Annotated in this window: 16 protein-coding genes and 3 pseudogenes; 8 read left to right on the top strand and 11 right to left on the bottom strand. The window is 68.9% G+C overall.

The features are described from left to right. Positions 1-226 (bottom strand): annotated as a pseudogene (locus BKN37_RS05350) (RNA-guided endonuclease TnpB family protein); the annotation flags it as partial. Between the two features lie 101 nt (positions 227-327). Between BKN37_RS05350 and tnpA the strand changes: the two are divergent. After that, positions 328-734: pseudogene (gene tnpA, locus BKN37_RS05345) on the top strand (IS200/IS605 family transposase). Between the two features lie 8 nt (positions 735-742). Here tnpA and BKN37_RS05340 read toward each other — a convergent pair. Both BKN37_RS05340 and BKN37_RS05335 read right to left on the bottom strand, forming a co-directional pair. Next, positions 743-1,141, bottom strand: a complete 399-nt coding sequence (locus BKN37_RS05340; protein ID WP_071022773.1) for a DUF6597 domain-containing transcriptional factor — start codon at positions 1,139-1,141, stop codon at positions 743-745. Then, positions 1,138-1,515, bottom strand: a complete 378-nt coding sequence (locus BKN37_RS05335; RefSeq protein ID WP_071022794.1) for an NYN domain-containing protein — start codon at positions 1,513-1,515, stop codon at positions 1,138-1,140. Before BKN37_RS05335 ends, BKN37_RS05340 begins: the two co-directional genes overlap by 4 nt. Positions 1,516-1,538: 23 nt before the next feature. Here BKN37_RS05335 and BKN37_RS05330 point away from each other — a divergent pair, with 23 nt between their 5' ends. The 3 genes from BKN37_RS05330 to BKN37_RS05320 are packed head-to-tail and all read left to right on the top strand — an operon-like array spanning position 1,539 to position 3,435. After that, entirely contained in the window at positions 1,539-2,312 is a 774-nt protein-coding gene (locus BKN37_RS05330; RefSeq protein WP_071022769.1) for an enoyl-CoA hydratase/isomerase family protein, read from the top strand. Positions 2,313-2,371: 59 nt separating this feature from the next. Continuing rightward, positions 2,372-2,818 (top strand): cupin domain-containing protein, encoded by a 447-nt coding sequence (locus tag BKN37_RS05325; RefSeq protein ID WP_071022766.1) that lies wholly within the window; start codon positions 2,372-2,374, stop codon positions 2,816-2,818. 38 nt (positions 2,819-2,856) lie between these two features. After that, a complete protein-coding gene (locus BKN37_RS05320) occupies positions 2,857-3,435 on the top strand; it encodes a YdcF family protein (protein WP_071022762.1) in 579 nt (192 codons plus the stop codon). On the opposite strand, the gene tpx is transcribed toward BKN37_RS05320, so the two are convergent. Genes tpx through BKN37_RS05305 form a run of 3 tightly spaced genes read right to left on the bottom strand, consistent with a single transcriptional unit; the run spans position 3,436 to position 6,860 of the window. Then, positions 3,436-3,930, bottom strand: coding sequence for a thiol peroxidase (tpx, locus tag BKN37_RS05315; RefSeq protein ID WP_071022758.1), 495 nt, complete (start codon positions 3,928-3,930; stop codon positions 3,436-3,438). A gap of 48 nt (positions 3,931-3,978) precedes the next feature. After that, the gene (locus BKN37_RS05310) at positions 3,979-5,820 is read right to left on the bottom strand and encodes a fatty acyl-AMP ligase (protein ID WP_071022755.1); all 1,842 of its coding nucleotides are present in this window, start codon (positions 5,818-5,820) and stop codon (positions 3,979-3,981) included. Between the two features lie 23 nt (positions 5,821-5,843). Continuing rightward, a complete protein-coding gene (locus BKN37_RS05305) occupies positions 5,844-6,860 on the bottom strand; it encodes an NADP-dependent oxidoreductase (RefSeq protein WP_071022752.1) in 1,017 nt (338 codons plus the stop codon). A gap of 143 nt (positions 6,861-7,003) precedes the next feature. On the opposite strand from BKN37_RS05305, the gene BKN37_RS05300 reads away from it, so the two are divergent. Continuing rightward, a complete protein-coding gene (locus BKN37_RS05300; protein ID WP_071022748.1) occupies positions 7,004-7,879 on the top strand; it encodes a glycoside hydrolase family 16 protein in 876 nt (291 codons plus the stop codon). 22 nt (positions 7,880-7,901) lie between these two features. On the opposite strand, the gene BKN37_RS05295 is transcribed toward BKN37_RS05300, so the two are convergent. Continuing rightward, a complete protein-coding gene (locus BKN37_RS05295; RefSeq protein ID WP_083341580.1) occupies positions 7,902-8,282 on the bottom strand; it encodes a hypothetical protein in 381 nt (126 codons plus the stop codon). A 181-nt stretch (positions 8,283-8,463) separates the two neighbouring features. On the opposite strand from BKN37_RS05295, the gene aceA reads away from it, so the two are divergent. The 3 genes from aceA (at position 8,464) to katG (ending at position 13,564) form a co-directional block, all read left to right on the top strand. After that, positions 8,464-10,749, top strand: coding sequence for an isocitrate lyase ICL2 (gene aceA, locus BKN37_RS05290; protein ID WP_071022742.1), 2,286 nt, complete (start codon positions 8,464-8,466; stop codon positions 10,747-10,749). Between the two features lie 169 nt (positions 10,750-10,918). Continuing rightward, positions 10,919-11,347: a Fur family transcriptional regulator gene (locus BKN37_RS05285; RefSeq protein ID WP_071022791.1), complete on the top strand. Its 429-nt coding sequence runs from the start codon at positions 10,919-10,921 to the stop codon at positions 11,345-11,347. A 39-nt stretch (positions 11,348-11,386) separates the two neighbouring features. Then, positions 11,387-13,564, top strand: coding sequence for a catalase/peroxidase HPI (gene katG / locus BKN37_RS05280; protein ID WP_071022738.1), 2,178 nt, complete (start codon positions 11,387-11,389; stop codon positions 13,562-13,564). Between the two features lie 208 nt (positions 13,565-13,772). Here the strand turns inward: katG and BKN37_RS05275 are convergent, their stop codons facing one another. The 4 genes and pseudogenes from BKN37_RS05275 to BKN37_RS05260 all read right to left on the bottom strand — a co-directional run. Then, positions 13,773-14,447: an enoyl-CoA hydratase-related protein gene (locus BKN37_RS05275; RefSeq protein ID WP_071022735.1), complete on the bottom strand. Its 675-nt coding sequence runs from the start codon at positions 14,445-14,447 to the stop codon at positions 13,773-13,775. Further along, positions 14,444-15,070, bottom strand: coding sequence for a TetR/AcrR family transcriptional regulator (locus BKN37_RS05270; protein WP_071022731.1), 627 nt, complete (start codon positions 15,068-15,070; stop codon positions 14,444-14,446). The genes BKN37_RS05275 and BKN37_RS05270 overlap by 4 nt, the downstream gene beginning before the upstream one ends. A gap of 135 nt (positions 15,071-15,205) precedes the next feature. Then, positions 15,206-15,898 (bottom strand): Rv0518 family GDSL lipase, encoded by a 693-nt coding sequence (locus BKN37_RS05265; protein WP_071022727.1) that lies wholly within the window; start codon positions 15,896-15,898, stop codon positions 15,206-15,208. Positions 15,899-16,212: 314 nt separating this feature from the next. Further along, positions 16,213-17,331: pseudogene (locus tag BKN37_RS05260) on the bottom strand (acyltransferase family protein); the annotation flags it as partial. Positions 17,332-17,436: the final 105 nt, after the last annotated feature.

Here is a 17,436-nt window from a genome sequence, read left to right as displayed (position 1 = left end):
TGCGCCCCCGCCGCTTGCCGGACCGGGAGTCGAAGAAGTTGCGCCAGGCCCGCCGGGAGTCGTTGACCGACTGCACCAACGCCACACTGGGCACCTCGCATAACCAGCCTCGCTCCTCGGTGGTCTTGGCCGCAGTGATCACCCGCCGCTGGATCTCGGCGTCCGACAGCTTCACCCCAGCCTGGTACGCCTCGTCCCGGACCCGCAGTGCGTCGTTGAACACCACCCGGGCACACCCTGCTCAGGGCCTTGGCCTGAGCAGCTGTCGGTTCGATGCGATACCGATAGCGCATCTGCATACCGACACCGTAAAGGAACCCACCGACAATGCAGACCTACCGCCGATCCCGGCACAGCCTGTCGCTGCGGCACGCGCATTTGGTGTTCGTGACCAAATACCGGCGCCGGGTGTTCACCGATGCCATGCTTACCTTCACCGAGCACACCATGCGCGATGTGTGTACCGAGCTCGACGTTGAGTTGGTCGAGTTCAACGGTGAACCCGACCACGTACAGCTGCTGGTCGCCTATCCACCCACCTTGGCGGTCTCGGTACTGGTGCAGCGGCTCAAAGACCGCACCGCTTACGCGTCCGGCGGGAATACCCCGGAGCCTGTGTGCGTGCCCGCATGCGCGACCACCTGTGGTCGCCGTCGTGTTCCGCTGTCTCCTGCGGAGGCGCCCCGCTGTCGATCATCACGCAATACATCGACGGCCAAGCTCGACCACTGTGAACGCCGGGCTACGCCCGGCGACCAATGGGTTGGGCTAACCCCGGACTGAAGACCGAGGCTTGCGCCCAGGAATCCGTCAACTCGCCCAACGGGATTCCCAGAAACGGCACCGCGCCCGCCGGCCGGAAGTGAATCGTCATCACCGTCTGCGCGGCGTCGATGCGGGTCAGATAGGACGTAGTGCCGGCACCGGTGACGAACGCGGGCGGCACCTCGAGCCGGGTGCGGCCGTCGGCGTCGTAGAAGTCCACCTGTGACCGGCCGCCGACGTCGATGACGACGGTCGCCGCACCCCGGGGCAGCGCCCGACTCTGGTGCGGTTCGCCGGCCCGCCGATCCCAATACCCGAAGTAGTCGATGAAATCCGACAGCGGCGGTCGGGGCCGATACTGTCGCGGGCCGCTCATCGCGATCCCTCGATGCGGCGGCGGAAACTGGCCGCCGGATAAACGGCCGCCCCCGCGCTGCGGACCCGCTCGGCCAGCGTGCCATCGGAGGTCACCACGGTGATCTCCTGCGGTCGATCGGCGGCTTGGACCAGCCGGACGATCTCGTCGTCGGCCGAGTTCGCACCGGCTCGCGGCGCCTGGCCAACCTCGATCACCGCCGACCGAATCGGCGGCGAGGCCGGCTGCTCGAACACCACGGTCACCCGCTGGCCGTCGGTCGCCGCCCACCGCTCGAGCTGATCCACCAGCCGCACCATCGCGCCGCGGCGGTCCTTCCACCAGCCGTCCGGGCGACTGCCGATCACGTTCATCGCGTCGACGATCCACCGCACCGATCCGACGCTACTGTGCAGCAATGCGCCACGTCACCTACGAACTGCACGACCACGTCGCCACGATCACCCTTAACCGCCCGGAGGCCCGCAACGCGATCAACGGCGCGCTGCGCACCGACCTCAACGCCGCCTGGGACCGGTTCCGTGACGACGAGGACGCCTGGGTCGGGATCCTGACGGCCCACGGCGACGTGTTCTGCGCCGGCGGCGACCTCAAAGACGGCGAGGGTTCGGTCGGCACCTTCGGCGGCACGTTCTGGGAAAAGCCCACGATCAACTCGTTCGAATCGGGGATGGAGCTGTTCAAGCCCACCATCGCCGCCGTGCACGGCCCCTGCGTCGGCTACGGGTTGACCGGGGTGCTGTTCTGCGACTTCGTGATTGCCAGTACCGAGGCCGTGTTCTCCTACCCCGAGGTGGCGATCGGGGTCCCGACCATCGTGGGAGCCATTCGGCTGCCGCAGCGGGTGGCCTGGGCCAACGCCATGGAGCTGCTGTTGACCGGTAAACCGATCAGCGCGCAGCGGGCCCAGGAGATCGGGCTGGTGTGGAAGCTGGTCGAGCCCGACGAGTTGCAGGCCACGGCGCGGTCCTGGGCGCAGACCCTCACCCAGGCCGCCCCGCTGGCCCAGCGGGCAACCAAGGAGGTCGCGTGGCGCAGCGCGGATATGGGCTGGATCGAGGCGGTGCGGTTCGGCGAAACCATGCGCAAGGTCGCCGGCGCGACCCAGGACGTCGCCGAGGGGCTGCGGGCCTGGCAGGAGAAACGCAAACCGGATTGGCAAGCCCGCTGAGGCCACGTCCGTTCCGATTTCTCCAAGCCGGCCGCGCGCCCGCTCCCTACGCTGACGCTATGAGCCAGGGTGACCACCGCCCCGCACGCTCGCCGGTCGTGCTCGCCGCCGGGCAGGGTCGCCGCTACGACATGGGACCGATCCAGGCGGTGTTCAAGTCGGACGGCGCCGAAACCGCCGGCGCCTACTCGATTTCGGAGTGGCGACTCGCCCCGCACACCACCGGGCCCGGCCCGCACCGGCATCCCGAGGACGACGTGTTCTACGTGACCGAGGGCACCATGTCGGTCCTGGTCGACGCGCACTGGATCGACGCACCCGCCGGCGCGTTCGTGCTGGTCCCCGGCGGCGTCACGCACGACTTCGAGAACCGCAGCGACGAACCGGCGGCGATGCTCAACGTCACCCAACCCGGCGACTTCGAGCGGCACATGCCCGGCATCGTCGACTGGTTCCGTACCCATCCGCCGGGCCACGCCGCGCCGCCCGCACCGCCACCGCAGTAACATGGGCCCCATATGTCACAGCGGTCGCGGGAGGACGGATGGCTCGCCGATGGAAGACCGACGCGGGCGTCGTGGCCCTCTCCGCCGCCATCGCGCTGGGCGGCTACCCACCCGCGGTTAGCCAGGCCGCCCCGGTGCCCGCGGTCAAGGATTTCTCCAAACCGGCGATCGTCATCCTGGGCTACGGGCTGAACCCGGATGGCAGCATGCGCACGATCCTGCGCCGCCGGGTCCTGACCGGGCTGGCCGTCGCCCAGTTCTTCCCGCAGTCCCCGGTCATCGTCACCGGCGGCAACCCGCAAAACGGCAAGACCGAGGCCGAGCAGATGCGCAACATGCTGCTCACGCTCGGTTTTCCGGACAGCAGGATCATCGTCGAGGACCGCGCCAACAGCACCGTTCAAAACGCGCAGTTCTCGGTACCGCTGGCCAAACAAGCCGGGACCTCGGGCATCATCCTGGTGACCTCAACCACCCACCAGGGCCGTGCCGACGGGGACTTCGTCGACGCCGGCGGCAACCTGCTGGCGACGGTGAGCTACCCGGACGGCAACCCCAGCGTCAACGTCGCGCAGTTCGCCCGCGACGCGATCAGCCCGTTTATCAGCGTCGGGTGATCAGCTGACGGCCGCGATCGCCGCGTCGTAGTTGGGTTCGGACGCGATCTCCGGGACCAGCTCGGTGTAGGCGACCTTCCCGTCGGCGCCGATCACCACGACGGCACGGGCCAGCAACCCGGCCATCGGGCCGTCGGCGATCCTGACGCCGTAGTCCTCGCCGAAGCTGTCCCGGAACGCCGACGCGGTCGTGACGTTCTCGATGCCCTCGGCGCCGCAGAACCGCTTCTGCGCGAACGGCAGGTCCTTGGACACGCACAGCACGCTCAGGCCGCTCGCGGCGGCGCGTTCGTTGAAGGTCCGCACACTGGTTGCGCACACCGGCGTGTCGACGGACGGGAAAATGTTGAGCAGCACCGGCTTACCGCCGAACTGTCCGCTGCTGACCTCACCGAGATCCGCGCCGACCAGGGTGAACGCGGGCGCCGAGGCGCCCACGGCGGGCAGCTCACCAACGGTGTTGATCGGGTTTCCACGCAACGTTATCTGTGCCATCCGCCCAGTGTGCCAAGCGGCCCCGGGGCCCCGGCAGGCAGGTGTGATTTAGCTCGTGCGCAACGCGCCGCTCAGATACTCACCGCGGCAGGCCAGCCGTGCCAGCTTGCCGCTGGTGGTGCGCGGGATGCTGCCGGCCGGAAGGATGCGCACCTCGGCGACCGGCACCCCATGCCGCCGCAACACCGCCGCCTGGATCGCGGCGACCGCCGGCTGCGGGTCGGTGCGGCTGGTGCCCGCCGCCCGCTCGGCGACGACCACCAGGCGTTCCCCGTCGCCGGCCGTCGTCGGAACGGTGAACGCCGTGACATACCCGCGCCGCACCATCGGCGAGGCGTCGGCGACGGTCGCCTCCACGTCCTGCGGGTAGTGGTTACGTCCGTCGATGCGGATCAGGTCCGCGGTTCGGCCGGCGACGTACAGTTCGCCGTCGAGGTAGAACCCCAGGTCCCCGGTGCGCAACCACCCGGCGTCCGGCGATGAGCCCGCCGCGTGCCCGTCGGCGCCGCGGGTGGACCGCAGCCGCGCCCCGAACGTCGACCGGCTGTCGTCGGGTCTGCCCCAATAGCCGTCGGCAACATTGTTTCCCTGCAACCAGATTTCACCGACCCGGCCGTCGGGCAGTTCGTCGCCGTGCGGGTCGACGATGACGGCCCACAGGCTGCGGGCCACCTGTCCGCAGGGCACGTGGGCCACCGCGCTCGGGCTGTCGGCGGCGACCGGCACCGCCCGGCCGGCACCGAGTTGCTCGCGGTCCAGATACACCGCGGTGGCCGCCGCGCTGGGCGCGATGGTCGAGACCAACAGGGTGGCTTCGGCGATGCCGTAGGAGGGTTTGATCGCGGTGGGCGACAACCCGTAGCGGCCGAACGCCGCAGTGAACGTCGTGATCGCGTCGATGCTGACCGGTTCGGAGCCGATGATCATCACGACGTTGCGCAGGTCGATGTCGGCGCCGGGGGCGGGTTGACCGCGTTGCGCGGCCCATTCGTAGGCAAAGTTCGGTGCCGCGGTAACGACCCGGCCCTCCCGCGAGCCGGCCGACAGCGCCTGGATCCAGCGCTGCGGCCGGCGGATGAACGCCGTGGGTGACATCAGGGTGGAATGGCCGCCGTACACCGCGGGGAAGCCGATCATGGACAACCCCATGTCGTGGTAGAGGGGTAACCAGCTGACGCCGTGGGTGTTTCGGTCCAACAAGTCGATCGCCAGGATCATCTGCAGCAGATTGGTGCCGACCGCCCGGTGGGTGACCTCGACGCCGACCGGGGGTCGGGTCGAGCCCGAGGTGTACTGCAGGTGGGAGATGGCGTCGGCATCCAGCTCGACGGGCGCGAACGCTGCCCCGGTCGCATCCGGCACCTGATCGATCACGACGACGTGTGGCCGTCGCAGCCGGGTCTGCTTGTCCAGGAACGCCTCGACGGCGGCCCGCCTGGCCGCGGTGGTCAGCACGACGGCGGGCTGGGCGTCGCGCAGTGCCGTGTCGAGGCGTTCGGCGTGGCCGGGCAGTTCGGGGGCAAACAGCGGCACCGCGATCGTCCCGGCCTTGATGGCGCCGAAGAACCCGGTGACGTAGTCGATGCCCTGCGGGGCCAGGATGGCGACCCGGTCGCCGGGCGACGTGATGCGTTGCAGGTGCGCGCCGATGGCGCGCAGCCGCACGCCGAGTTGCGCCCAGGTCAGCTCGATGAGCTGTCCGTCCTCGCGGCTGGTGTGGTCCAGGTAGCGGTAGGCCGTGGTATCCGCGACATTGGCGATGTTGCGGTCGATGAGGGAGATCAGCGTGACCCCGGGCGGCAGCGCGATCCCGCCGTCGGCGTCCAGGCAGTCCTCGATCTGGAACAGGCCGGTGGGTGCCACAACATCGTGCTCAGAACCGCGCGCCATGGGGGCAAGTCTAGGTTTGGGCCTCAGCCGCTGGGTTCGCTGATCTTGACCAGCATCTTGCCGATGTTGGCCCCGGTGAACAGCCCGTTGAGCGCGTCGACGCAGGACTCGATACCCTCCATCACCGTTTCCCGGTGCACCAGCCGCCCGTCGGCTTCCCACTGGCGAAGCGCGGCGAACGCCTCATCGAAGCGGCTCCACTGATCCAGCGCGTTGAATCCCTGCATCAGCGCGGTTTTGGACAGCAGGTTCACGTAGTTTGCCGGCCCCGGATGCTCGCCGGTCAGATAGCTGGAGATCACCCCGCACAGCACCACCCGGGCCTTGGGCGCCAGCCGGCCCAGCACCGCGTCCAGGATCGGACCGCCGACGTTGTCGAAGTAGACGTCGACCCCGCGGGGGCACTGCTGCTTGAGTGCGGCCGGCAGGTCGCCCTGACGGTAGTCGAGGCAGGCGTCGAACCCGAAGTCCTCGACGACCGCCCGGCACTTGTCCGGGCCGCCCGCGATGCCCACCACCCGGGCCCCCGCGATCTTGGCGATCTGCCCGGCCACCGAGCCCGTCGCGCCGGCGGCGGCCGAGACCACCACGGTCTCGCCCGGCTGGGGGCGACCGATGCCGGTCATCCCGAAGTAGGCGGTGGCCCCGGTCGGGCCGTAGACCGACATGATGGCCAGCTGATCGGTCGCCCCGGGGATCGGCGTGGTGAACAGGTCATCGCGGACGATCACGTACTGCTGAAAGCCGGTCAGGGTGGTGACCACGTCGCCGACGGCATAGGCATCGCAGCGCGACGCCACCACCTCGCCGATCCCGGCCGCCCGGATCACCTCGCCGAGCTGCACCGGCGGGAAGTAGCTGGGCTGGTCGTCGAGCCAGGTCCGCGCCGCCGCGTCGATGCCCACGTAGGTGGTCCGGACCAGTGCTTCCCCGTCGGCGGGTTCGGGGACCGGCGACGTCACCAGCTCGGTGTCGCCGGGCTGGACCAGCCCGCTCGGACGGCGTCGGAGCACGATCTGCAGATTCGTCGGTTCTGTCACGCCGCCGAAACTACCGAAAGCGCAGGCTACTTCGGGTGATTAAGCCAGATCGCGCCGCCGCGAACCGCACCGGCGCCACGCGGGATCGCCCCCACATGTTTCGACGGGGCGATTGCAGGCTATATCGTGCAATTGTGCCTGAGATGAATCGCCGCAGCGTGATGTTGATGATGGGGATCGGCGCCGTAGCCGCCGCCACCCCACTCCCGCAAGCACGGGCCAACCCCGCTCCCCCGCTGTCACCGGCGGGTCCGGCGCCCGCACCGGCCGCACCGCCCGGGAGTTCGTCCGCGGGCGGCTTCATCTTCCACGACGAGTTCGACGGCCCGGCCGGTTCGGCCCCCGACCCCTCGAAGTGGACGATCTCCAATCACCGGACCCCGGTCAAGAACCCGGTGGGCTTCGACAGACCCGAGTTTTGGGGCCAGTACCGGGACAGCCGCGAAAACGTATTCGTCGACGGCAATTCCAACCTGGTCTTGCGCGCGACCAAGGACGGCGACGGTTTTTTCGGCGGCCTGGTGCACGGCAACTGGCGCGGCGGCATCGGCACCACCTGGGAGGCCCGGATCAAACTCAACTGCCAGACCGCCGGCTGCTGGCCGGCCTGGTGGTTGTCCAATGACGATCCCGGCCGCGAGGGCGAGATCGACCTGATGGAGTGGTACGGCAACGGCGAGTGGCCGTCGGGAACCACGGTTCACGCGGATCCGTTCGGTACCGCGTTCGAGACCCATCCGATCGCGGTGGACGGGGCCTGGCACACCTGGCGCTGCACCTGGGATCACAACGGCATGTACTTCTGGCAGGACTACGTCAACGGCGCCGAACCCTACTTCACCGTCCCGGCGGTCGGCATTGAGGACCTCGAAGAACCGGTCCGCAAATGGCCGTTCAACGACCCCGATTACACGGTGTTTCCGGTGCTGAACCTGGCGGTCGGCGGTTCCGGCGGCGGCGACGCCACCAAGGGCAGCTACCCCGCGGACATGCTGATCGACTGGGTGCGCGTCTTCTGACGAACCCGCGCCACCGGCGTGGTCAAAATGGCCTGTCGTGCAGCACCATGCCGACGAACAGGTACACCATGCACGCCAGCAGGTTCAGGGTGGCCAGCACCAAACCCGCCACGATCAGCCACTGAATGCCGCGCCGCTTGAGGCGGGTGATGGCCGCTTGCCGCTCTTCGCGGCGGGTTTCGGTGGCGACCAGCGCGAACTGAATGGCGACCAGTTCATCGGGGGTGGCGGCCGCGCCGGCCGCGGTTTGCTGCAGCCGTGCCGCGGGAATGTCGACGCCCACCCGGGCGAAGCGCCGGCTCATCCGCCGCGCCTGGCCGCCGCCGAGGGCATGGCCTCGGGTGGGTTGACCGCGCCCCGGTCCGGCCCATCCGCCGCCCCACAGGTTTGACGGCGCCGCCATAGCCTCTCACTCTAGGCCTTCGCCGGTGATTTGGGAGTACATCGTGGGTTTCACCGCGGTCCCCGTGCCGACCCGGTCAGCGGTGCACCGCTTCGACGCTCGCATTCGGCCACGCGAAACACGGCACGGTGGGACACTGGGCACCGTCGGGGGGGAAACCACGCTGAACAGGAGCAAAAGCATGGCCAGCGCCGAAGCGGATGTCCAAGCCCGTACACCGTTCGAGCAGGACGTCGCCGCCACGCAGGAATACTTCGACAGCCCGCGGTTCGACGGGATCACCCGCCTCTATACGGCCCGGCAGGTCGTCGAGCAGCGCGGCACCATCCCCACCGACTACACCGTGGCGCGCAAGGCCGCCGAGGAGTTCTATCCCCGCCTGCGGGAACTGTTCGCCCAGCGCAAGAGCATCACCACCTTCGGCCCCTACTCGCCGGGGCAGGCCGTGGTGATGAAGCGGATCGGCATCGAGGGCATCTACCTCGGTGGCTGGGCGACGTCGGCGAAGGGCTCCATCAGCGAGGATCCCGGACCCGACCTGGCCAGCTATCCGCTGAGCCAGGTGCCCGAGGAAGCCGCCGGGCTGGTCCGCGCCCTGCTCACCGCCGACCGCAACCAGCAGTACCTGCGGTTGCAGATGACCGACGCGCAACGCGCCGCCACCCCGGCCGTGGACTACCGGCCGTTCATCATCGCCGACGCCGACACCGGTCACGGCGGTGACCCGCACGTGCGCAACCTGATCCGCCGCTTCGTCGAGGCCGGGGTGCCCGGCTATCACATCGAGGACCAGCGCCCCGGCACCAAGAAGTGCGGGCATCAGGGCGGCAAGGTGTTGGTGCCCTCCGACGAACAGATCAAGCGGCTCAACACCGCCCGCTTCCAGCTGGATGTGATGCGGGTGCCCGGCATCATCGTCGCGCGCACCGACGCCGAGGCCGCCAACCTGATCGACAGCCGCGCCGACGAGCGCGACCAGCCGTTCATCCTGGGCACCACCAACCTGAAGATTCCGTCCTACAAAGCGTGTTTCCTGGCGATGATGCGGCGCTGCTACGAATCGGGGCTGACCGAACTCAACGGCCACCTGCTCTACGCCCTGCCGGACGGCGAGTACGCGGCCGCCGACGCCTGGCTGCAGCGGCAGGGCATCGCCGACCTGATCGGCCGGGCCGCCGCGGGTCAGCAAAACGGCGAACAGAAGTCGATCGACGCCCTCTACGACGAGGTCGAGTCCAAGTTCGTCGACGCCTGGCAGGACGACGCCGGGCTGATGACCTACGGCGAAGCGGTGGCCGAGCTGCTCGAGTTCGGCGAGCGGGAGGGCGAGCCGCGCGATATGACCGCCGCCGAGTGGCGCACGTTCGCCGAGCGGGCACCGCTGTACACCGCGCGGGAGAAGGCCCGCGAACTGGGCGCCGACCCCGGCTGGGACTGCGAACGGGCCAAGACACCCGAGGGCTACTACCAGGTCCGCGGCGGTATCCCCTACGCGATCGCCAAGTCGCTGGCGGCCGCACCGTTCGCCGACCTGCTGTGGATGGAGACCAAGACCGCCGATCTCGCCGACGCCCGGCAATTCGCCGAGGCGATCCACGCCGAGTACCCCGACCAGATGTTGGCCTACAACCTGTCGCCGTCGTTCAACTGGGACACCACCGGGATGAGCGACGACGAAATGCGGGCCTTCCCCGCCGAACTCGGCAAGATGGGGTTCGTCTTCAACTTCATCACCTACGGCGGGCACCAGGTCGACGGGGTGGCCTCCGAGGAGTTCGCGGCCACCCTGCTGCAGGACGGCATGCTGGCGTTGGCCCGGCTGCAACGCAAGATGCGGCTGGTCGAGTCGCCCTACCGCACCCCGCAAACCCTGGTCGGCGGGCCGCGCAGCGACGCCGCGCTGGCCGCCTCCTCGGGCCGCACCGCCACCACCAAGGCGATGGGCGAAGGCTCCACCCAGCACCAGCACCTGGTGCAGACCGAGGTGCCCAAGAAGCTGTTGGAGGACTGGCTGGCGCTGTGGAGCGAGCACTACCAGATGCCCGAAAAGCTGCGCGTGCAACTGCGTCCGACCCGCCCCGGCTCGGACGTGCTGGAGCTCGGCATCTACGACGGCGAGGACAAACTCGCCAACGTGATCGTCGACCCGATCAAAGACCGGCACGGCCGCAGCATCCTGACGGTGCGCGACCAGAACACCTTCGCCGAGAAGCTGCGGCAAAAGCGGCTGATGACGTTGATCCACCTGTGGCTGGTGCACCGCTTCAAGGCCGACGCGGTCTACTACGTCACCCCCACCGAGGACAACCAGTACCAAACCCAGAAGATGAAGTCGCACGGCATCTTCCGCGACGTGCACCAGGAGGTCGGCGAGATCATCGTCGCCGACGTGAACCAGCCCCGCATCGATGAGCTGCTGGCTCCCGACCGCGAGGCCCTGGGCCGCCTGATCCGCAAAGAGGACTAGCAGTCCTTGCGCGAGCGTGCGTGTCCCCGGTCGACACGCCGAACGATTTACCGGGTCTGCGCACGCTCGTGCGCCGCTGGAATGCCTTGTGTCAACTAGGGTTCAGCCACTATCGCCAACCTCCGGAAAAGTCTTGACTTATTCCAGAAAACGGCGTCAGATGGGTGCCATGCCGTCCACGGCGGACTTCGCCGAGCAGCTGCGTGAGGCGCAGCTGCGTGTGACGCGGCCCCGGGTGGCCGCCCTCGAGGCCGTGCACGGGCATCCGCACGCCGACACGGAGACCATTTTTTCAGCCGTGCGCGCCGCGCTGCCCGAGGTGTCCCGGCAGGCCGTCTACGACGTGCTGTCGGCGCTGACCGCCGCCGGCCTGGTGCGCCGCATCCAGCCGTCCGGCTTCGTCGCACGCTACGAATCGCGGGTCGGCGACAACCACCACCACTTGGTGTGTCGCTCCTGCGGGGCCATCGAGGACGTCGACTGCGCCGTCGGCGAGACGCCCTGCCTCACCCCCTCCGATGACGGCGGATTCGCCCTGGACGAAGCCGAAGTCATCTATTGGGGGTTGTGCCCGACCTGTTCGGCCTCGCCCACCTGACCACAGCCCAATTCACCTACCGCCGAAAGGAAGCACCCGATGTCCGAGAGCGAAGCCCCGGCAATCCCCTCCCCGACCCCCAAGGCGCATCGGCCGATGACCAACCGGGACTGGTGGCCGGACCAGCCGGACCTGGGCGTCCTGCGCAAGCACCTGGCGCAGACCGACCCGCTGGGTGAGGACTTCAACTACGCCGAAGAATTCAAGACCCTCGATCTTGAGGCGCTCAAACGCGATGTCCTCGAGGTGATGACGACGTCACAGGACTGGTGGCCCGCCGACTACGGCCACTACGGGCCGCTGTTCATCCGGATGAGTTGGCACGCCGCGGGCACCTACCGCATCCACGACGGCCGCGGCGGCGGCGGCGAAGGCGCGCAGCGCTTTGCGCCGCTGAACAGCTGGCCCGACAACGTGATCCTGGACAAGGCGCGCCGGCTGCTGTGGCCGGTCAAGAAGAAGTACGGCCGCAAGATCTCCTGGGCCGATCTGATCATCTTCGCCGGCAACTACGCGCTGGACGCGATGGGGTTCAAGACCTTCGGGTTCGGCTTCGGCCGCGAAGACATCTACGAACCGGACGAGATCTTCTGGGGCCCCGAGGACACCTGGCTGGGCGACGAACGCTACAGCGGAAAACGGGACCTGGCCGCTCCGCACGGCGCCACCCAGATGGGTCTGATCTACGTGAATCCCGAGGGCCCCAACGGTAAACCGGATCCGCTGGCCGCGGCCATCGACATCCGCGAGACGTTCGGCCGGATGGCGATGAACGACGTGGAGACCGCCGCCCTGATCGTCGGCGGGCACACCTTCGGCAAGACGCACGGGGCCGGCGACGCCAGCCTCGTCGGCCCGGAGCCCGAGGGCGCCCCGCTGGAGCAGCAGGGCCTGGGCTGGAAGAGCGCGTTCGGCTCCGGTGTGGGTCGCGACGCGATCGGCAGTGGGCTGGAGGTGGTGTGGACGAACACCCCGACGAAGTGGGACAACAGCTTCCTGGAGATCCTGTACGGCTACGAGTGGGAGCTGACCAAGAGCCCCGCCGGCGCCTACCAGTGGACGGCCAAGGACGCCGAGCCGGTGATCCCCGACCCGTTCGACAGCTCCGTGAAGCGGCTGCCGACCATGTTGACGACGGACCTGTCGCTGCGCCTGGACCCGATCTACGGGCCGATCACCCGACGCTGGCTGGACCACCCCGAGGAACTCGAGCTGGAGTTCGCCAAGGCGTGGTACAAGTTGCTGCACCGCGACATGGGGCCGGTGACACGGTATCTGGGTCCCTGGGTTCCCGAGCCGCAGCTGTGGCAGGACCCGGTGCCCGCCGTCGACCACCCGCTGATCGACGACACGGACATCGCCGCGCTGAAGGGCAAGCTGCTCGACGCCGGGCTGTCGATCCCCCAACTGGTCTCCACCGCGTGGGCATCGGCGGCCAGCTTCCGCGGCACCGACAAACGCGGCGGGGCCAACGGGGCACGGATTCGCCTGGCGCCGCAAAAGGACTGGGAGGTCAACAACCCGGCCGAACTGGCTAAGGCGCTGCAGGCGCTCGAAAGGGTCCAGCAGGACTTCAACGCGGCGCAGTCCGGTGGCAAGAAGGTGTCGCTGGCCGACGTGATCGTGCTGGGTGGCTGTGCGGCCGTCGAGCAAGCGGCGAAAAACGCCGGGCACGCCGTCACGGTGCCGTTCACGCCCGGACGCACCGACGCCTCGCAGGACCAGACCGATGTGGAGTCGTTCGCGGTGCTCGAACCCAGCGCCGACGGCTTCCGCAATTACCTGCGCGCCGAGGAGAAGTTGTCGGCGGAGATGCTGCTGGTGGACCGGGCGTTCATGTTGAACCTGACCGCCCCGGAGATGACGGTCCTGGTCGGCGGCCTGCGGGCGCTGGGCGCCAACTTCGACCGCAGCAAGCACGGGGTGTTCACCGATCGGCCCGAGGTGTTGACCAACGACTTCTTCGTCAACCTGCTCGACATGGGCAATGAATGGAAGGCGTCGGAGTCGTCGGAGAACGTCTACGAGATTCGTGACCGCGCCAGCGGCACCCTCAAGTGGACGGCCACCGCGGTGGACCTGGCGTTCGGTTCGAACTCGCAGTTGCGTGGTCTGGCCGAGGTGTACGGCGCCGACGACGCGCAGCAGAAGTTTGTGCAGGACTTCGTCGCGGCATGGAACAAGGTGATGAACCTCGACCGCTTCGACCTCACCTGAGGTACCTGCCGCGCCGAGGCTGAAGCGTTGGCATCGAGGCTGAATGCGGTGCGCCGAGCCCGCGTCCAGTGCGTACTTTTTCGAGAATCCACGCGCTGAGTACAGTCTCGGCGCCCTAGCTTCAGTCTCGGTGCACTGGACGCAGGCTGGGCGCCGTAGCTTCAGCCCCGGCGCTGCCAGCTCAGCCTCGGCGCAGCAAGCCGGTGACCTAGCCGCGGGTTTGTTCCCCGGCAGCCCTCAGCGCCGCGACCGCGGGGCCGAACATGGTGGTCTTGATCGCCCCCAATGTGCCCGGGTCTTTTTCGCCCAGCGGGCGCAGCACCTCGACCGCGGCGGCGGTCACCGCCCCCTCCCCGGCGGTGGCGTCGACGAGGCCGAGGCCGGCCGCCTCCGTTCCGCCGAAACGGCGCCCCGTGGTCATGGACGCCACCGCGGCCTGCGGGGTGAGTTTGGCCTGAATCAGCGCGGCCATCCCGGGGGTGAACGGAATCCGAATGTCGGCCTCGGGAAAACAGAAGAAGCCGCGGTCGGCGCGCATCACCCGAAAGTCGTGGGCCATCGCCAACATCGCGCCGGCGCCGAATGCGTGACCGACCACCGCCGCGGCGGTCGGCACCGGCAACGTCAGCACCCGCGCCAGCAATCCCTGCACTTTGCCGACATACCAGTCGGCCCGCTCCCCGTGGGCACCGAGCCAGTCCAGATCCAGTCCGTTGGTGTAGAACTTGCCGGTCGCGGTGGTGACCAGGCCGTGCGCGCCGGCCTGGATCACCTCATCGAGCTTCGCCTCGATGTCGTCGAGAAACTCTGGGGAGAAACGGTTTTCGTCGTCACCCAAGTCGAGGATGGCGATCTTGTCGTCGTAGCTGAGGGTCAGGGTCATGCGGCATGTCCTTTCGGTGGTGGCGGTCCGACGGCTAGCACCGCCCGGACCGCGGCGTGCAGATGGTGGCGTGCGGTGGGGCTGCCCAGCCGCTCCCGGCCGAGCACGATGGCGGTGGGCAGGTCGACGATGCAGGTGGTGATGGTGTCGACGGCGTTGGCGTCTTTGCGGTCCCACACGGCGACGGCTAGGCGGATCATCAACTCGACCAGCGACGTGTCGAGTTCGGCTAACCGCGCGGCGATGTCGGTCGGCAGGTCGTCGCCGAGCAGGTCGTCGCGGCGGATGGTCAGCAGCAGCTTCGCCGACTCCGGGTGGCGCTCAGCGAAAGCCACCGGGGCGTCGGCGGCGGCCACGACCGCGTCCACCGCTCCCCCGCGCGGCGCCGACAGCGCGTCGTCGACCAGTTCTTGCTGCAGGTCCAGGAATCGACGCCCCGCCCGCAGCCACGCGGCCCCCACCAGGCCGGCGCGGGAGCCGTAGCTGTGGTAGACGGCGCCGTTGGACATGCCGACCGCCGCCCCGATCGCCCGGATCGTCACCGCGGCCGGGCCGGACGCGGCCGCCAGCGACTCGACCGCGTCTAACACGCGGTCGGGGTCGTGAACACGGGGCCGGGGCACCCGCCCACTATAACAGAGCATTCGCTCCGTTATTGCCGGCGGGCTGTCGGCCCTAGCCGCGAGCGTGCACAAACGCACGCCTCAACGCGAAGAAACCTGACATTTTGCGCACGCTCGCGGGCTAGAACCCAGCAGCTAGACCCGCATCGGCAGCTGCGACCGGATCAGCGGGGCGATCTTGTCGGCCATGTAGGCGTGCCCGGCGTCGGTGGGGTGCACGCCGTCGGCGCCGATCAGATCCGGGCGGCCGACGAACCAGCCCTCGGCGATCGGATCGACGAACGCCGCCCCGGTCAGCCAGGCCTGAGCGCTCAGGGTGTCGCGGATCTGCAGCACGTTCGCCGGCACGTCGGCGGTCGGCCAGGCCGGCCCGATCACCAGAAGCCTGGCGCCCGGCGCGGTGCGATGCGCCAGATCAAAGGCGTTGTGGCTCAGCCCGGCCAGCGCGAATGGGTCCACACCTTGATCGTTGCGGGAGCCGAAGAACACCACCAGCGCGTCGTCGGGTCGCACCGCGCGGACGGTCAGATCCCCGAAGGTGCTGCCGTGGTCACCGATCGCGCCGTAGCCGGCCCGGCCCTCGGCGGCCACGTCGGCGGTCACCTGCACGCCCTGGCGACTGAGGATCTGCCAGGCCCGCGCGGTCCAGGCCTTGGGCCCCAGTCCGCCCTCATTGGTGCCGGTCGTGTAGGAGTCGCTGACCACCGCGACGTGCTCCAGCGGCGAATCCGCGCTGCGTAACGCGTACGGGCGCACCGGCGTCGGGTGCTTGCCGCCGATACCGACCAGCACGGCAACTGCGATCGCGAACGCGGTGACCCGCCCCACTGCTACCTCCACTGTCCATGCCGTCGCAATGGCCCGCACCGCGATCAGCGACAGCTTATGGCCTACCCGGCGCCGCCGCTCCGTCAACCTACCGACGTGAGCGCAAATCGCCGAGCGCGCGACGGTTAGCGTACCGCGTATCCAATAAGGTCTGGGGCACAGGGTGTTTCGTCGGCCGCGGGGTCCTCCGCGGCGTCCCCCGCAGCGGTGTCGCCAGACGGCGCATCGGCCGAGGCAGCGTCGGCGGCGGGCTCACGGTCCTCGTCGCCGGCGTCGGCCAGCGGGTCCAAGTGCGGGGCCGGCTCCGGGCCGGCGCCGATCATCCGCCGCATCCAGCGCCGGGCCGGCTCTTCGACCCCGTGGAACAGCACGATGGCACCCAGCACGGCGACGGCGAGCACGCCGAGCAAGATCCACGGTCCGGCGCTGTCCTGCAGGGTGAGTTCGAACTGCTTCACCGCCCAGTTCCAGGCGGTGTGCACCAGCTCGTGCACCATGTACAGCCCGAAGGAGATCTGCCCGCCGTACACCATCACCCGGGTCGACAGCAGCCGCGGCAGGCTGCCGACCCCGATCGCCAGCGTCACCACCACCGGCAGGAACAGCACGTCGACCAGGCCGCTGGAGTCGCTGACCGTGTCCACCGGATGCGCGTCGAGCACGTACAGGGCCCCGACCAGGCCCGCGACCAGCACCAACGACAGGTATCCGACACCGCGCCGGGCTCGATCGGTGGGCCGCAGCCGGCGGACCGCCGCGCAGGCCAGCGCCCCGGCCACGAACTGGGTGACGATCCGGGGCAGCCAGCTCCACGGGGTGTAGAACTGGCCGGTGGCCAGCAGCAGCAGCACCGGCGGCAGCGCCGACGCGAACGCCAACACCAGCAGGCTGCGGGCCCGGGTCACATGGGTCATCCGGAAGATGACCAGCACCAGCACGCCGAACAGCAGGTAGGCCAGCCATTCGGCGCTGATCGACCACGCCGGGCCGTCCCAGCTGGAGCCGTCGAAGAACGGCTCGAACCACAGTTGCACCAGCAGCAACTGCCGCACGTAGCTGATGGCGGTGAACTGGCTCATGTCCTCCGGGTGCACGTGGCCGACGTGCAGGGTGAAAATCACCCACGCGGCGGCCAGATGCAGGGTGACCAGGTACACCGGCCACACCCGGGCCAGCCGAAGCCACAGGAAGTGCACGGTGTCGCGGGTCGACCAGGACGGACCCATCCGATCGAGATAGTTCCAGGTCAGCACGAACCCGCTGAGGATGAAGAACAGGTCGACGCCCTGGGCCCCGCAGTTGAGCACCGGGGCCAGCGCCGAGCTGAAATCGGGGACGGCCTCGGCCAGCAGCGGGCGGAAGTGGAAGAGCACCACCCACACGGCGGCGACGATGCGAAGCCCGGTTAAGGCTTTGATCTCTCCGGTGCGCACAACACTCTTTCCGTATGACCCTGCTCTAGCTACGTTCGCGCTGCTCGGTGGACTGGCTGGGCGGTCGGCCGCGCCGCGGCCTGTCAACTACCAGCCTTCGCAGGG

This window comes from Mycobacterium talmoniae (assembly GCF_001854525.1).
In the GTDB taxonomy this organism is placed as follows: domain Bacteria; phylum Actinomycetota; class Actinomycetes; order Mycobacteriales; family Mycobacteriaceae; genus Mycobacterium; species Mycobacterium talmoniae.
This window is presented reverse-complemented; position numbering and strand designations above follow the sequence as displayed.

Bases quoted from the DNA above. Each gene is read 5' to 3' on its own strand.
- BKN37_RS05285 (WP_071022791.1), top strand. From the start codon at position 10,919: ATGCCGTCCACGGCGGACTTCGCCGAGCAGCTGCGTGAGGCGCAGCTG.
- BKN37_RS05310 (WP_071022755.1), bottom strand. From the start codon at position 5,820: ATGGCGCGCGGTTCTGAGCACGATGTTGTGGCACCCACCGGCCTGTTC.
- BKN37_RS05330 (WP_071022769.1), top strand. From the start codon at position 1,539: ATGCGCCACGTCACCTACGAACTGCACGACCACGTCGCCACGATCACC.
- BKN37_RS05340 (WP_071022773.1), bottom strand. From the start codon at position 1,141: ATGAGCGGCCCGCGACAGTATCGGCCCCGACCGCCGCTGTCGGATTTC.
- aceA (WP_071022742.1), top strand. From the start codon at position 8,464: ATGGCCAGCGCCGAAGCGGATGTCCAAGCCCGTACACCGTTCGAGCAG.
- BKN37_RS05320 (WP_071022762.1), top strand. From the start codon at position 2,857: ATGGCTCGCCGATGGAAGACCGACGCGGGCGTCGTGGCCCTCTCCGCC.
- tpx (WP_071022758.1), bottom strand. From the start codon at position 3,930: ATGGCACAGATAACGTTGCGTGGAAACCCGATCAACACCGTTGGTGAG.
- BKN37_RS05295 (WP_083341580.1), bottom strand. From the start codon at position 8,282: ATGGCGGCGCCGTCAAACCTGTGGGGCGGCGGATGGGCCGGACCGGGG.
- BKN37_RS05300 (WP_071022748.1), top strand. From the start codon at position 7,004: ATGAATCGCCGCAGCGTGATGTTGATGATGGGGATCGGCGCCGTAGCC.
- katG (WP_071022738.1), top strand. From the start codon at position 11,387: ATGTCCGAGAGCGAAGCCCCGGCAATCCCCTCCCCGACCCCCAAGGCG.
- BKN37_RS05275 (WP_071022735.1), bottom strand. From the start codon at position 14,447: ATGACCCTGACCCTCAGCTACGACGACAAGATCGCCATCCTCGACTTG.
- BKN37_RS05325 (WP_071022766.1), top strand. From the start codon at position 2,372: ATGAGCCAGGGTGACCACCGCCCCGCACGCTCGCCGGTCGTGCTCGCC.